Genomic DNA, 12,287 nt, shown 5'->3' with positions numbered 1-12,287 from the left:
GCGTGCATCGGACCACGATCGTATTGCTCTTCCTCCAACGCTCCGCGATCTATCAACTATCCCGTCTGACCACCCGCCGATGACAATCCTCTGGACCCAATTCCCTTCCTCCTCGAGATCGAACGGTAATCATCTCAACCGGCTCCGCCATCAAATTATCCAGAAGCACCGAATGGTTCTCCCCTGAACAATACAAAAATCGCTCCCCCCACTGCCGCATGCTGATCACGATAGGGAATGCCGCCCGTCCCATCTCGGTGAGCACATATTCCTTATAAGCGCTCCCATCCGAAGCCGGCTGAATTTCAAAAACCCCCAGCTCGACCAACGCCTTGAGCTTCACCGTAAGAATGTTCTTGGCCACGCCGAGCCGCTTCTGGAATTCGTTGAACCGGCGAACGTCATCGAACGCTTCCCGGATGATCATCAACACCCAACGATCTCCAATAGCCTCGAGTGTCCGCGCTACGGGGCATTCACTGCGCGCTAGTTGTTGCTGTTTGGCCATGATTCTCCATGAGCAGGTTGGTGATCAGATCTGATGACAGAAGAAAAAGTTTTGATTGCGGTAGTTGCATTTAACAACTTGATTTGTTAGAACGCAATTAACTGGTTTCTTTTCAAAACCAATTCCAAGGAAGGGCGATGCCGTACAGACCTGATTCGCCTGTGAAGCGGGCGGCGGGAGCCGAGGAGGCTGCCGGCGGATACAACGGGACGTTCCGTGAGGGGGGGCGCACCTCCGCGCTCGGCAATTGCCAGACTTTCCTCTTCGCCATTACGTGCGCCATGGCCGTGGCCAACGTCTATTTCGCCCAGCCGCTGCTGGAGTCGATGGCCAGCAGCCTGTCGGTGCCTGCCAGCACCATCGGTGTCGTAGTCACTGCCACCCAGGCCGGCTATGCGGTTGGCCTGCTCTTTATAGTTCCGCTGGGTGACCTGCTGAATCGTAAGAAACTCATCCTCACGCAAATGCTCCTGTCCGCCTTGGCCCTTTGCGCCGTAGGGATGGCGCAGGAATGGGCCGTGTTGCTTGGTGCGATGGTGCTGGTGGGGCTGATGGCGGTGCTGGTGCAGGTGGTGGTGGCCTACGCGGCCACGCTGGCGAGCCCAGAGCAGCGCGGGCAGGCGGTCGGCACCGTGACCAGTGGCGTCGTACTGGGCATTCTGCTGGCGCGCTTCGTGTCTGGCGCGATGGCCGACCTGGCAGGGTGGCGCAGTGTCTACTTCGTTTCGGCAGCCTTGATGACGGGCATGGCGCTGGTGCTGTGGCGCATGCTGCCGGCGGCGGTCACGCCCACGCTGAAAGGCGGCTACCTGGTACTGCTGCGTTCGGTGTTGCAGCTATTCCTGAGCGAGCGCACGCTGCGCATCCGGGGCACGTTCGCTCTACTCATCTTCGCTGCATTCAGCGTGCTGTGGACCTCCATGGTGCTGCCACTCAGCGAGCCTGACCTGGCCCTCTCGCACACCCAGATCGGGCTGTTCGGCCTGGCTGGCGTGGCAGGGGCCCTGGCGGCAGCGCGGGCCGGGCGGCTTGCCGACCGGGGGCTGGGCAATCGCACCACGGGTGTCGCTCTGGCGCTGCTGACCTTGTCGTGGTTGCCCACCGCATTCGTCCACAGTTCGCTGCTGGCCATGGTCGTGGGCGTGGTGCTCCTGGATTTTGCCGTGCAGGCCGTACATGTCACCAACCAGAGCCTGATCTTTGCCGCACGGCCTGATGCGCAAAGTCGTCTCGTGGGCGCCTACATGTGCTTCTACTCGGTGGGCAGCGGGCTGGGCGCGATCGCGGCGACTTATACGTATGCCCAGGCAGGCTGGGTAGCCGTTTGTATCTTGGGCGCGGCCATCAGCGCTGCGGCGTTGCTTTACTGGCTCTGGCTTGAACTGACATCCAAATAAACCCCTGAAGTTTAGAACTTCCTCATCATCGTTTGTATACGTTGAAGTAATGCCGTGTGCGCGCAACAAGAATTTTAATATAAACCGAGGCAAGTATGGCACTGCACAAACTCACTGTCGTTTCACATGAAATTGAATTTCAGTTGCCCTCTAATTCACCCATCACGGATATCGAATGGGAAGCCGGGGGAAAGAATGTGATCCCCTTGGGTTGCCGAGTTGGCGCCTGCGGTGCATGCCTGATCAAAGTCAAAGTCGGGTTTGATGCCTTGAATCCGCGAAATGATGACGAAGAAGCATTTATCGAGTTATTGGGCTACAGCGGGGAGGAGTACCGCCTGGCCTGTCAATGTTTGATAAGAGGTGAATTGGCCATCGAAGTAATTGGCTGACAAGTGTGCTGTTCAAGTCCGCTCATGATGAGTGGTGTCGTTCTAACCAAACCCAAAAAGAGGCTTGTTTATGCTTAACCGTGTAAAGAATGTTGGATATGGCGATCGCACTCCTTTCCTCAGCGCCGCCGCTTCGGTAAACCTGCGGGGGGAAATTGACAAGATCATCGACGACCAGGTCGAGCAATGGTACAAAACCGTTCCTCAAGCCGCTCATCTGGAAGGCAAGGACGTCAATAGCGCCTACTACAAACGCCACCTGATCGAAACGGCATGGCGTATCCGCCTGCTGCGCGTGGCCGAGGCCAAGGCGCTGGTCGAGGTGGCCAAGGTCAGCCCTGAAGCAGCGCAGATCTGGGCGCACTACGAACAGGAGGAAATGCTCCACGACGACCTGTTCATCCAGGACCTGCAACGCGTCGGTGTAAGTCGCGAGGAGTTCCTCGCCACTGAGCCCTACCTGTCCACCAAACTGCTGGCCGGTTTCTTCTCTTACCTGCTGGATCATGAAGGGCCACTGGGCGTCATCGCCTATTCCTACTTGGTCGAGTACGTGAACGTGAAACTCGAGCCGCGCAAACTCGAAGCACTCAAGGGCTCTGTTGGCGAGTCCAAGATTGTCGGCCAGATCTCCCATTCCCACACTGATATCAACGATGACCATCCAGGTGAAGTCTGGGCAGCGCTGCGCTTCCTGATCAAGGGTGAGCAGGATATCGCCGCGCTGAAGCGCTACCTGGCCGAGCATCAGAAAGTCCTCGCCATGTACTTCAACGAACTGTACCTGGACACCCTGGCCAAGCCGCAAGGCCAGGCAGCTTAAGGAATGGAGCAGGCAATGAAGACGACTCGACCCGGTGTTCTGATCCTGAGCCATTGCGGCTTTTCTTTCCTGGAGGACTTGAAGCAAGAGTTGCATCGCCGTCAGCTTCGGTGCTTCGTGCTGTCTTCATTGCCGCTTCCCGAACATGTACCAGCCCGTCTGGAGCAGATTCAAGCCTGGGCGGACAAGCTTTACGTTGGCGACGCGCATGAGTTGCAAATGGAGGATGTGAATACTGCCCTCCGGAATTTGCGCGAGGCGGGCGAACAGATCACTTGCTGTATCAGCGTGTGGGAGGGCTATCGCCATCTGATGGCAGCGGCCAACGCTTCGCTCGGCACTTACGATATTGGCCCCCAGCAAGCGCTTGCGTTGCGTAACAAGCTGGATGTGCGCAACCAGCTTGCCCAGGCTGGCCTATCGCACGTCCAGGCGCATGCATTGTCTGCATCGGTGCTGCAAGCGTTACAGGCAGAGGGCAAGCCCTATTTCATCAAGCCGATCCACGGCATCGCGTCCTATGCTGCATTTCCCATGCGCGCAGACACGAGTTGGACCGCGCTTGAAGCGTTACGCGAGGCCTCGGTGCAAGACACCGTGTACGCCTCGGCATTCAACGATGGTTTGCAGTTCATGGCCGAGGATTACATTCCCGGCAAGGAATTCAGTTTCGAGACACTGTTGGTCGATGGCCAGGTTCACGTTGTGGGCATCCATGAAAAATACGAAGTGACCGAAACCGCCGAGACCGTGCTGGAAGACAGCTGCACTACGCCCCCGGTCAGCCTCAATCAGGCGCAGATAGCGGCAGGTCTGGAGTGGCTGGGCCAGGTGCTGGACTGCCTGGGCCTCAAGTGGGGCTGTTATCACGTCGAAGCACGCTTTACCGGCGAACACTGGGACTTGATCGAAATTAATCCGCGCGTTGGCGGCAGCCTGATTTCCCACAGTGTCGAAGCGGTCACTGGTGGTCAGGGCATGCTTTCGTTGTGGCTGGATCTGCTATTCGCCAGCCAGGACGACGCCACGGCCCGCGCGGCCCTATCGCAGCGGCTGGTCCGGCTCGGCTGGCGAGCGGACGGCACCACTGCGCAGACCACGGCCACTTTCTTCCGCGTCTATTTCGCCACGCCAGGCACGCTCAGTTCGGTGACCCTGACCGAGTTGCCACTCGCTCCCGTAGTCACGCACATCCTGCTCAAGGCAGGCGATGTAATACCGGCGCATGCGCGTGAAGTGTTCCTTGGCCAGTTGCTTTGGACGTTCGATCGCGCCAGCCAGCCAACCGAGCTGAAGCGCCTGGCCCGGATTTCTGCCACTGCGCTGGACATCCAGTACCAGATCGAAAGCTTCTGACCCCCTGCCAAGCACTGGAGACGATGAATATGCCTTTGCAAGCACCGGTATTGCTGATTGTGGATTACAACCTGAGCCGGATCAGCGATGTCCGGCACATGCGCGACCATGCACGCGAGCGCTGGAATGCCGAGACCTGGCTAGTGCGCAGCGCCCCCCAGCCGCATGACTTGCACATCAGTGATCGGGTCATCGATGCTGACCCGCTGGCCGCGGACTTCGTCCAGCAAGTACTCGGCCAACTGGGCGATGACGCTGCGCGTATCAGCGCCGGTATCGTCTTTTCCGACAATGCCGTGGCCAGTGGCTCCGAGCTGCTCGAACGGCTCGGCCTGCCGGTGGACGACGCAGGGCTGGCGCTGGGTGCGTTCGACAAGCTGGTGTACCGCATCAGTGAGAAACGCATCAGCCTGCTGCTCGACCGGCTGGGGGTGATGGTGCCTGACTTCGAACGCATCGGTTGCATCAATGATGTGCGTAACTTCGCCCTGCGCCAGGCAGGTGGCTTTGTGATCAAGCCCACCTCCGAAGGCAATAATCGAGGCGTGGTGGTGGTTGCGCCGGGGGCAGACTGCGAGCAGGCGTTTGCGGAAGTGGCGCCCTACCTGGACAAGGGGGTATTGGCGGAAGCGTTCATACCCTTCACTCGTGAATACTCCTATGACGGGCTCGGTGAGTTGTGGTTCATCACCGAGAAAGTCAGCGCCACCGGGCGCTATCCGGTGGAGATAGCGCAAATCCTCCCCGCCCGCCTCAGCGACCAGGAGCGCAGGGCCATTCGGGTCACCGGCGAGCAAGTCAACCGCTTGGTGGGCCAGCGCATCGGCCCGTTCCACAACGAGATCAAGCTCAGCGATCGCGATTACAACACGGCGGTGGTCGAGCCTAATCGTCGCCCCGCCGGTATGAAGATCTGGACGCTTGCACATGCCGTCCATGGGCTCGACTTGTATGCCGCATGGGTCGACTCGGTGTTCTCGGCGGCCGCCCCCAAGGAGCTGCCATCGGCCACCTGCAGCGCGGCGACGGTAATGTTGGGCGTGCCTCGCGACATGATAGTGGATGTAGCCGGGCTTGGTGATATCCAGACCCTGGTCGACAAAGCACTGGCTTCTGCCGCTCAGAAGCTGGGCATGGCGAAGGTAGATATCACCTTGCTCGAATGCGCCTGGGTCACCGCACCGTCACGTCTTATCCATGCAATCCCCAGGGACAACAGCGATTTCGTGGCCCAGGCCTGTGTCGCGCTGCACGATGCGCAGGTCGATATCCGCGATCTGGTGGCGGTACTGCGTGAGCAATGGCTGGAGGTGCTCGATAGCAAGTTGGCATCCCGGCACTCACTCAAGGTCGCGTCCTGAAATCGCTTTCGTGCATCGAGACTACTGGTATGAAAATTCTAATCTTGCACCGTGTGCCTTACCCACGTATCGAGTATCACCGCGGCATCGATCATGAATTGCACGATGTCACCTACTTCGGCAAGCAGGCGGCGATCGACACGCTCCCAGCCCAGTTGCGCTGCGAACGGGTCGTTCGGCCCGGTGCGGCCAGCGCCAGCGACGAGGCTCTGACGTGGCTGGCTGACGCCCCTCAGTGCTTCGACCGGATCATCTCGATGTCAGAGTACGAACTCCTTGATGCTGCGCGTCTGCGCGAAACACTCGGTGTCGAAGGGGCTTCCTTCAAGACATTGACCCTGTCGCGTAACAAGTTGCAGATGAAAGCGGCAGTGCAAGCCAGCGGCTTGCGGGTACCGCGGTTCATGTCACTGGCCTGTTACCTGGACCTTCAGGGGCAGGTGCCATGGACCGGTGCGACCGTGCTCAAGCCTCACAGCGGGGCATCGAGCGCGGATGTGAGCATTCACCCGCAGCCGTCACATGCCTTCGAGGAGATCGGCCGTAAGATCAGTGACCAATCGCTGTCCATAGAAGATTTTCAGGTCGAGGAATTCATCGCAGGCCCTATCCGCCACTTCGATGGCCTGGTGTTGAACGGTCGGATCGTCACGCTGCAAGCCAGCGAATACGTCGGCACCTGCCTGGGCTACATGGAGCGTGGGACACCGTTGGGCTCTTGGCATCTTGAAAGCACCCTGCAGATGCGCGATTGGGTCGGCAAGGCATTGCAGGCGGTGCAGATCGACAATGGTGCCTTCCATCTGGAAGCGATCATGGACGGGGACGAGCCGGTGTTCCTCGAAGTGGGTAACCGGGTCGGCGGTGCGGACGTGGTGGCGACCTACGAGCTGGCAACCGGCATACACTTGCCTTCGTTGGAGCTGCGTATCCACGTCGATGGCAAGCTGGACGAGTCGGCTCTTAGCGAGCGGCAACCGGACCTGGGCTACGGTTGGTTCGTGTTCCCTGGCCACACTCACCCAGAGCGCATCTATCAAGGTCTGGATGGCGCCGAGGAGCTGCGTACCAGCCCCTTTGTGGTGCAGTGGAACGAACTGCAATCAGGCGAACTGCTGCCCGGGCACGTGACCTATTCGGCGTTCGAGGCGCCTTTGGCGGGCATCATCAAGACGACCAAACCGCAGCAGACCCGAGACTGGATGCACACCCTGTTCTCACGGGTGAGGCTCACCCAAAGCCTGACATCCGTCGCTTAAGCCCTATCCCATCAAGGCAGCTCATTCATGAAACCACTGCATGTAGTCCTGGCCATACTCATCACCGCGATCTGGGGTGTCAATTTTTCGGTGATCAAGCTGGGCCTGGCCACCGTCGACCCGTTCATCCTCGCAGGCATCCGCTTCAGCCTGTGCGCGTTGCCAGCGATTTTCTTCATCCGCAAGCCTGATGTGCCCTGGCGCTTCATCATCGGCTATGGGCTGGTGTTCGGTATCGGCTTATGGGGTGTGGTCAACCTGGGAATCAAGGCGGGTCTGTCGGCAGGCATCGCCTCGCTGGTGCTGCAATTCAGCGCCTTCTTCACCATCTTGCTGGGCGGTCTCGTATTCAAGGAAGCACTGACCCGCTTTCAGGTACTAGGCATGGTGATCGCCTTCGCAGGGCTGCTGTGCATTATCAAGATTAGCGACGGCTCGGTAACGCTGCCCGGTGTACTGCTGGTGCTGTTCGGCGCAGCCTCGTGGAGCGTCGCCAATGTCATCAACAAAAAGGCCAGGACTAAAGACGTATTCGCGTTTCTGGTCTGGTCCAGCGCCTTCGCGCCGATCCCGTTGTTCATCCTGGATTACGTGGTGAATGGCAGCACAGGCTATACCACCTTGGCCCGGCAGGTAGATATTACCGCCGTGCTGTCGATCCTGTTCCAGGTCTACCCCAACACGCTATTCGCCTACTGGATCTGGAACTCGCTGCTCAAGACCTACCCCGTGTCGACAGTCGCGCCGCTTTCGCTGCTGGTGCCTATTTTCGGCATGCTCGGCTCGGTGTTGGTGTTCAACGAGAGCGTGCCGATGAGCAAGGTGCTGGCGGTAATCCTGATTGTCCTCGGCCTGGCTGTCGGCCTCTATGGGCAGCGTATATTCAACGCTCTGTTCGCGCGTCCTGCACGAACCTCACTGTGAATCGACAGGGAATCGAAATGGGTTTGGGAAGATGTGGTTTCGTGGGCGGCGCCATGGACGCCCCCTTGATTGGAGGCAGCATGATCGCAAGTTTGGCGAATGCAGGGGGCGCGGCTGTGCCTGCACAGGATGAAACTGTGGCGGCATTCGACCCAGGCGACTGGGCGTCGGTGCAGGCGCAGTTCAAGCTGTCGCCGGAACTCGTGCACATCTCCAACTTCTTTCTGGCCTCTAATCCCAAGCCGGTGCGCGACGCCATGGCTCGCCATCGGCAAGCCTTCGATGAAAATCCCTATACGTATCTGGAAGACAACATGTTCGCCAAGCCAGAGGATATGGTCTGGCGCAAGGTCTGCGAAGCGGCGGCGGCGTATACCGGAGGGCGGGCCGAGGATATCGCCTTGACCACCAGCACCACCCAGGGCTTGGCGATGGTCTACAACGGCCTCAAATTGGCTCCTGAGCAGGAAATCCTGACGACCAGCCACGAATGGTATACCCATGACGAGGCCATGCGTCTAGCGGTGGCCAAATGGGGCGGAAGCATCAGGCGCATCGACCTTTACCAAGGCCCGCAGGACGTTAGTGTCGAGGCCATCGTCGCGCGTATCGAAGCCGCCATCAGGCCGTCGACCCGTATCCTGGCGATGACTTGGGTACACTCGGGTACGGGCGTACGTTTGCCGGTCAAGGAAATCGGCGATCTCGTCGCACGGCTCAACCGCGATCGTACCGAAGCGCAAAGGATCATCTACGTGATCGACGGCGTGCATGGCTTCGGGTGTTCGGAGGCTCAGGTCGCCAGCCTGGGTTGTGATTTCTTTAGTGCAGGCACGCACAAGTGGATCCTCGGGCCGCACGGTACGGGGGTGGTTTGGGCCCGTGAAGGTCAGTGGGCTCACATCATCCCGACGATTCCCACCATCATGGCGGCAGAGCCTGCCAATGCCTGGCGCCAGGAGCGCGCTCCGCAAGGTGACACCCAGGCCGCGTGGGTCAGCCCGGGCGGATTCCTGGCATTCGAAAACCAGTGGGCGCTGATCGAGGCGTTCCAGTTCGTCGAAAAAATTGGTCGCAAGCGCATTGCTGATCGGGTTGCTGAGCTTAACGGGCAACTCAAGGAAGGGCTGGCCAAGCTGCCCAACGTATACCTGCACACACCGCAGGCTGCGCAGTTCTCTGCCGGTATCGTCTGCTGCGACGTCAAGGGCTGGGCGCCCAAGGACGTGGTGGCGAAGTTGAAGGCGCAGAACATTATCGCCAGCGCCACGCCCTATCGTCACTCGACGGTGCGTTTCTCCGCAGGGATCGTCAATACCTCCCAGGACATCGACAAAACGCTCCAGGCGATGCGTACCTTCGCCTGACTGCCACTTCCCGAGATGACGGCTGCTTGCACTTGCACCCCCGCCAGTGCAGCGGCCGACGTCGGCCATTCGAAAAAGAACTTCTGCGTACTACAGAGCAAGGATCGAAACGATGAGTGAAAAAAACGGTTCCTCGCAAGCGTTGGCAATCTTTCTGATTTGCTCGACAGTCTATCGACTGTTTTCCGGTGCACTGATGGTTTCTTTGACGTGGACTATTCTCAAGCAGAACGACGGTGACTATCTGCCGCTGGCACTGGCCATCTTCTGTTCATTCCTCCCCGCATTCATCACACCCATGATGATCAAGCGCTTGTCGAGCAGCCTGAGCGGTCGCCAGATGAGTGGCGGGTTCCTTCTGTGCATGGCCTGCCTGGCCCTGGCCTCCGGGTTCTCGCGGGAGTTCACCGTCGGCTTGTTAGTCATCAACTTGCTCGTCTGGCTGATGATCCTGTCGCTCGAAGCCAGCCTGGATATGTGGTTTACCCAGATCCAGCGGGGCATGGACGAGAGCAAGGTTCGCCGTATCAGCGGTGCCACCACCGCGACTAGCCAAGCGGCGCTGATGATTGGCCCGCTGCTCGCGGCGGGTCTGATGCCGATCCTCAGCCCCGTGGGTTACGCGCTAGTGATCGGCGGCGGTCTCCTGGTGGTCGCAGGCACTTGCTACACCCGTGACCGTGGGCCGGTGGGTACGGAGCAAGCACGTATCGTGGCGAACCCGGCCCGGTTGCCGCTGATCTTGTTCATACCAATGGTGCTGGTCTGGCCCATCCTCGGGGCGTTCAACTTCATGCTGCCGGTGTATGTGTCCAACCATGGGTGGTCGCTGTTCGAGCTCGGCGTACTCGATGCGGTATTCGGCTTGGGCATGGCGTTGATAGGCGTGTTGGTCATCATTGCCAATACCGGGCGTAACCTGTCGGTCTACCTGTCGGCGCTGATCGCGCTCGCGGTGTTCTCCACCTCGATGTGGTTCCTGTTGCCCGACACGCTGACCATCAAGGCGATAAGCCTGTTGATACTCGGCATGGCGTTCGGCGGTGCACGCTTACACATCCGTGTGGCCATTGCCTGCCGCTACAGCGAGGCTGCCGTGGGCCTGTATGTGAGCAAGGCGAACGCACTGGCCACGCCGGTTCTGATGATGATCCTCAGCCTGCAATTGGCACTCATAGAAAATGCCTGGGTGTTGCCGTTCCTGCTGGTGGTACTGACCGTGACGCTATTGCTGCAAGCCCCGGCGACCCGCCTCGCCCAGAGCAACGATCGAGTCGAGGCATCCGGCGCCTAGCCGGTCAGCCATTGGCGGGCAAGCCCCGCACATGGCCGGTTGCTACAGGGCATCGCGGCAGCCTGGACGGTTGTCCATGTCACTTCGCGGCGCTTGCCAGAACCCGTTGCCAGTCGGGTTCGTTCAGGCGCCCGAGGATGCGCGCCTTGCCATTGCCATCCACCGAAACGAACAGCGCACTGGCATAGCCACTTTCACGCTCGCCACCCACAACGTGCTGCTGGCGGGCGAAATGGTCGATGCAACCGTTGTGGGTCACCAGCACCAGGTTATGCCCCGGCCGTTTGTGTGCCAGCGCTTCGCTGGCGAACTGGCTGTCACAGCTTTCCAGCCAGTCCTCACTGGCCACCGCCTGGCCAAGGATGAAATGCGCGGTTTGCCGTGTGCGCAGTTTCGGGCTGCTGAGCATATCGGCGTTGTTCAGGCCCAACCGGTGCAATCCCTGGCCAACGCGCCCGGCGGCCTGGCTGCCGCCCACGGTGATGCCGGTGGGGTCGTCCAGGCACGGGCCGGGGGCGCTGTCGCAGCGCTCGGCATGGCGGATCATCACGATCACCGCACCGTCGGCCCAGTCCTGCAGCAGACCGCTGTCACTCAACCGTTGTTCGTTGCCAAGGTCCACGATGTGCGTCCTCGTCGCCAGCCAGGTGCTCAACGCCGCCACGACCATGCACAGGCCAAGGGCGGCACCGAGGGCTTTGCGGGACAGGCGTCGCTTGCGCCTGGCATGGATGGCAGGGTGCCCAAGGGTGTTGCTCGATAGCATGCGTTGCTCCGTTGGCATGGTCGCGGCTGGCGCGGCGGTGGATGGCAGGCATCCTGCCAAGCGGCCTGTCGGGGGGCGGTGAAGGGCGTGTGAAAATTGCATTCGGGCGCACCGGCTGGGTGAAACCAGCGCCCGCGCCTACGCTGTAAACTGCAAGACAGTAAAACCGGAGCATGTCCCATGACCCCAATCTTGCAACTGGAAAGCGCACGCCTGGTGTTGCGCCAATGGCACGACGAAGACCTGCGCGAGTTTGCTGCGATGTGCGCCGACCCGCAGGTGATGCGCTACTTCCCGGCGCCGCTGACACGCCTGGAGGCGGCTGCCCTGATCGGCCGCGTGCGCGGGCATTTCAATGAATACGGCTTTGGCCTGTGGGCCCTGGAGCGCAAGGACAGCGGTGCCTTCATCGGCATGACCGGGTTGATGCACGTGGGGTTCGATGCCGACTTCGCGCCAGCGGTGGAGATCGGCTGGCGCCTGGCGCGCCGCCACTGGGGCCTGGGTTTTGCCAGTGAGGCAGCATGGACTTGCCTGCGTTGTGCTTTCGCCCAATTGCGCCTGGAAGAGGTGGTGTCGTTCACTAGCGAGAGCAACTTGCCCTCGCAGAAGGTCATGCAGGCCATCGGTATGCAGCAGGACCTGAATGGCAGTTTCGAACACCCCCGCCTGCCCGTGGGCCACCCGCTGCGCCCGCATGTGCTGTACCGCATCGACCGTGCACACTGGGAGCGTACCCTGCGCGCCTGAATGCATGGCCATGCCCGGCGCGAATGACAAACCCTGTATTATTTGCCTTCATAGGTGTGCTGTAAGAGACGTGTTGCCTTGCTAGGAGAA

The 12,287-nt window shown here is 60.1% G+C and carries 12 protein-coding genes; 10 read left to right on the top strand and 2 right to left on the bottom strand.

All coding sequences use genetic code 11. The annotated features are described in order from the left end of the window. Positions 1–52 precede the first annotated feature (52 nt). Positions 53–508 (bottom strand): helix-turn-helix domain-containing protein, encoded by a 456-nt coding sequence (locus tag CAY82_RS00490; RefSeq protein ID WP_087499480.1) that lies wholly within the window; start codon positions 506–508, stop codon positions 53–55. 137 nt (positions 509–645) lie between these two features. Here CAY82_RS00490 and CAY82_RS00485 point away from each other — a divergent pair, with 137 nt between their 5' ends. From CAY82_RS00485 to CAY82_RS00445, 9 genes are all read left to right on the top strand, one after another. After that, positions 646–1,905 (top strand): MFS transporter, encoded by a 1,260-nt coding sequence (locus tag CAY82_RS00485; RefSeq protein ID WP_087499479.1) that lies wholly within the window; start codon positions 646–648, stop codon positions 1,903–1,905. Positions 1,906–2,000: 95 nt separating this feature from the next. Continuing rightward, positions 2,001–2,297, top strand: a complete 297-nt coding sequence (locus tag CAY82_RS00480; protein ID WP_087499478.1) for a 2Fe-2S iron-sulfur cluster-binding protein — start codon at positions 2,001–2,003, stop codon at positions 2,295–2,297. Positions 2,298–2,367: 70 nt separating this feature from the next. Beyond that, positions 2,368–3,120 carry a hypothetical protein gene (locus CAY82_RS00475; RefSeq protein WP_087499477.1) on the top strand — a complete coding sequence of 251 codons (753 nt, stop codon included), beginning with the start codon at positions 2,368–2,370 and terminating at the stop codon, positions 3,118–3,120. 15 nt (positions 3,121–3,135) lie between these two features. Further along, on the top strand, positions 3,136–4,476 hold the full coding sequence (locus tag CAY82_RS00470) for an acetyl-CoA carboxylase biotin carboxylase subunit family protein (RefSeq protein WP_087499476.1): 1,341 nt from the start codon (positions 3,136–3,138) through the stop codon (positions 4,474–4,476). Positions 4,477–4,505: 29 nt separating this feature from the next. Further along, positions 4,506–5,837 (top strand): acetyl-CoA carboxylase biotin carboxylase subunit family protein, encoded by a 1,332-nt coding sequence (locus CAY82_RS00465; protein WP_087499475.1) that lies wholly within the window; start codon positions 4,506–4,508, stop codon positions 5,835–5,837. Between the two features lie 29 nt (positions 5,838–5,866). Continuing rightward, entirely contained in the window at positions 5,867–7,096 is a 1,230-nt protein-coding gene (locus CAY82_RS00460; protein ID WP_087499474.1) for an acetyl-CoA carboxylase biotin carboxylase subunit family protein, read from the top strand. Between the two features lie 27 nt (positions 7,097–7,123). After that, the gene (locus CAY82_RS00455) at positions 7,124–8,020 is read left to right on the top strand and encodes an EamA family transporter (RefSeq protein ID WP_087499473.1); all 897 of its coding nucleotides are present in this window, start codon (positions 7,124–7,126) and stop codon (positions 8,018–8,020) included. 80 nt (positions 8,021–8,100) lie between these two features. After that, positions 8,101–9,387, top strand: a complete 1,287-nt coding sequence (locus CAY82_RS00450; RefSeq protein ID WP_087499472.1) for an aminotransferase class V-fold PLP-dependent enzyme — start codon at positions 8,101–8,103, stop codon at positions 9,385–9,387. A 112-nt stretch (positions 9,388–9,499) separates the two neighbouring features. Next, the gene (locus CAY82_RS00445) at positions 9,500–10,681 is read left to right on the top strand and encodes an MFS transporter (RefSeq protein ID WP_087499471.1); all 1,182 of its coding nucleotides are present in this window, start codon (positions 9,500–9,502) and stop codon (positions 10,679–10,681) included. Between the two features lie 79 nt (positions 10,682–10,760). Here the strand turns inward: CAY82_RS00445 and CAY82_RS00440 are convergent, their stop codons facing one another. Beyond that, entirely contained in the window at positions 10,761–11,447 is a 687-nt protein-coding gene (locus tag CAY82_RS00440; RefSeq protein WP_087499470.1) for a histidine phosphatase family protein, read from the bottom strand. 180 nt (positions 11,448–11,627) lie between these two features. Between CAY82_RS00440 and CAY82_RS00435 the strand changes: the two genes are divergently transcribed. Next, positions 11,628–12,197, top strand: a complete 570-nt coding sequence (locus tag CAY82_RS00435; protein ID WP_087499469.1) for a GNAT family N-acetyltransferase — start codon at positions 11,628–11,630, stop codon at positions 12,195–12,197. The last annotated feature ends 90 nt before the right edge of the window (positions 12,198–12,287 follow it).

The organism is Pseudomonas sp. SID14000 (genome assembly GCF_002165135.1).
Classification (GTDB): domain Bacteria; phylum Pseudomonadota; class Gammaproteobacteria; order Pseudomonadales; family Pseudomonadaceae; genus Aquipseudomonas.
This window is presented reverse-complemented; position numbering and strand designations above follow the sequence as displayed.

Bases quoted from the DNA above. Each gene is read 5' to 3' on its own strand.
- CAY82_RS00490 (WP_087499480.1), bottom strand. From the start codon at position 508: ATGGCCAAACAGCAACAACTAGCGCGCAGTGAATGCCCCGTAGCGCGG.
- CAY82_RS00455 (WP_087499473.1), top strand. From the start codon at position 7,124: ATGAAACCACTGCATGTAGTCCTGGCCATACTCATCACCGCGATCTGG.
- CAY82_RS00470 (WP_087499476.1), top strand. From the start codon at position 3,136: ATGAAGACGACTCGACCCGGTGTTCTGATCCTGAGCCATTGCGGCTTT.
- CAY82_RS00435 (WP_087499469.1), top strand. From the start codon at position 11,628: ATGACCCCAATCTTGCAACTGGAAAGCGCACGCCTGGTGTTGCGCCAA.
- CAY82_RS00445 (WP_087499471.1), top strand. From the start codon at position 9,500: ATGAGTGAAAAAAACGGTTCCTCGCAAGCGTTGGCAATCTTTCTGATT.
- CAY82_RS00450 (WP_087499472.1), top strand. From the start codon at position 8,101: ATGATCGCAAGTTTGGCGAATGCAGGGGGCGCGGCTGTGCCTGCACAG.
- CAY82_RS00485 (WP_087499479.1), top strand. From the start codon at position 646: ATGCCGTACAGACCTGATTCGCCTGTGAAGCGGGCGGCGGGAGCCGAG.
- CAY82_RS00460 (WP_087499474.1), top strand. From the start codon at position 5,867: ATGAAAATTCTAATCTTGCACCGTGTGCCTTACCCACGTATCGAGTAT.
- CAY82_RS00440 (WP_087499470.1), bottom strand. From the start codon at position 11,447: ATGCTATCGAGCAACACCCTTGGGCACCCTGCCATCCATGCCAGGCGC.
- CAY82_RS00465 (WP_087499475.1), top strand. From the start codon at position 4,506: ATGCCTTTGCAAGCACCGGTATTGCTGATTGTGGATTACAACCTGAGC.
- CAY82_RS00480 (WP_087499478.1), top strand. From the start codon at position 2,001: ATGGCACTGCACAAACTCACTGTCGTTTCACATGAAATTGAATTTCAG.
- CAY82_RS00475 (WP_087499477.1), top strand. From the start codon at position 2,368: ATGCTTAACCGTGTAAAGAATGTTGGATATGGCGATCGCACTCCTTTC.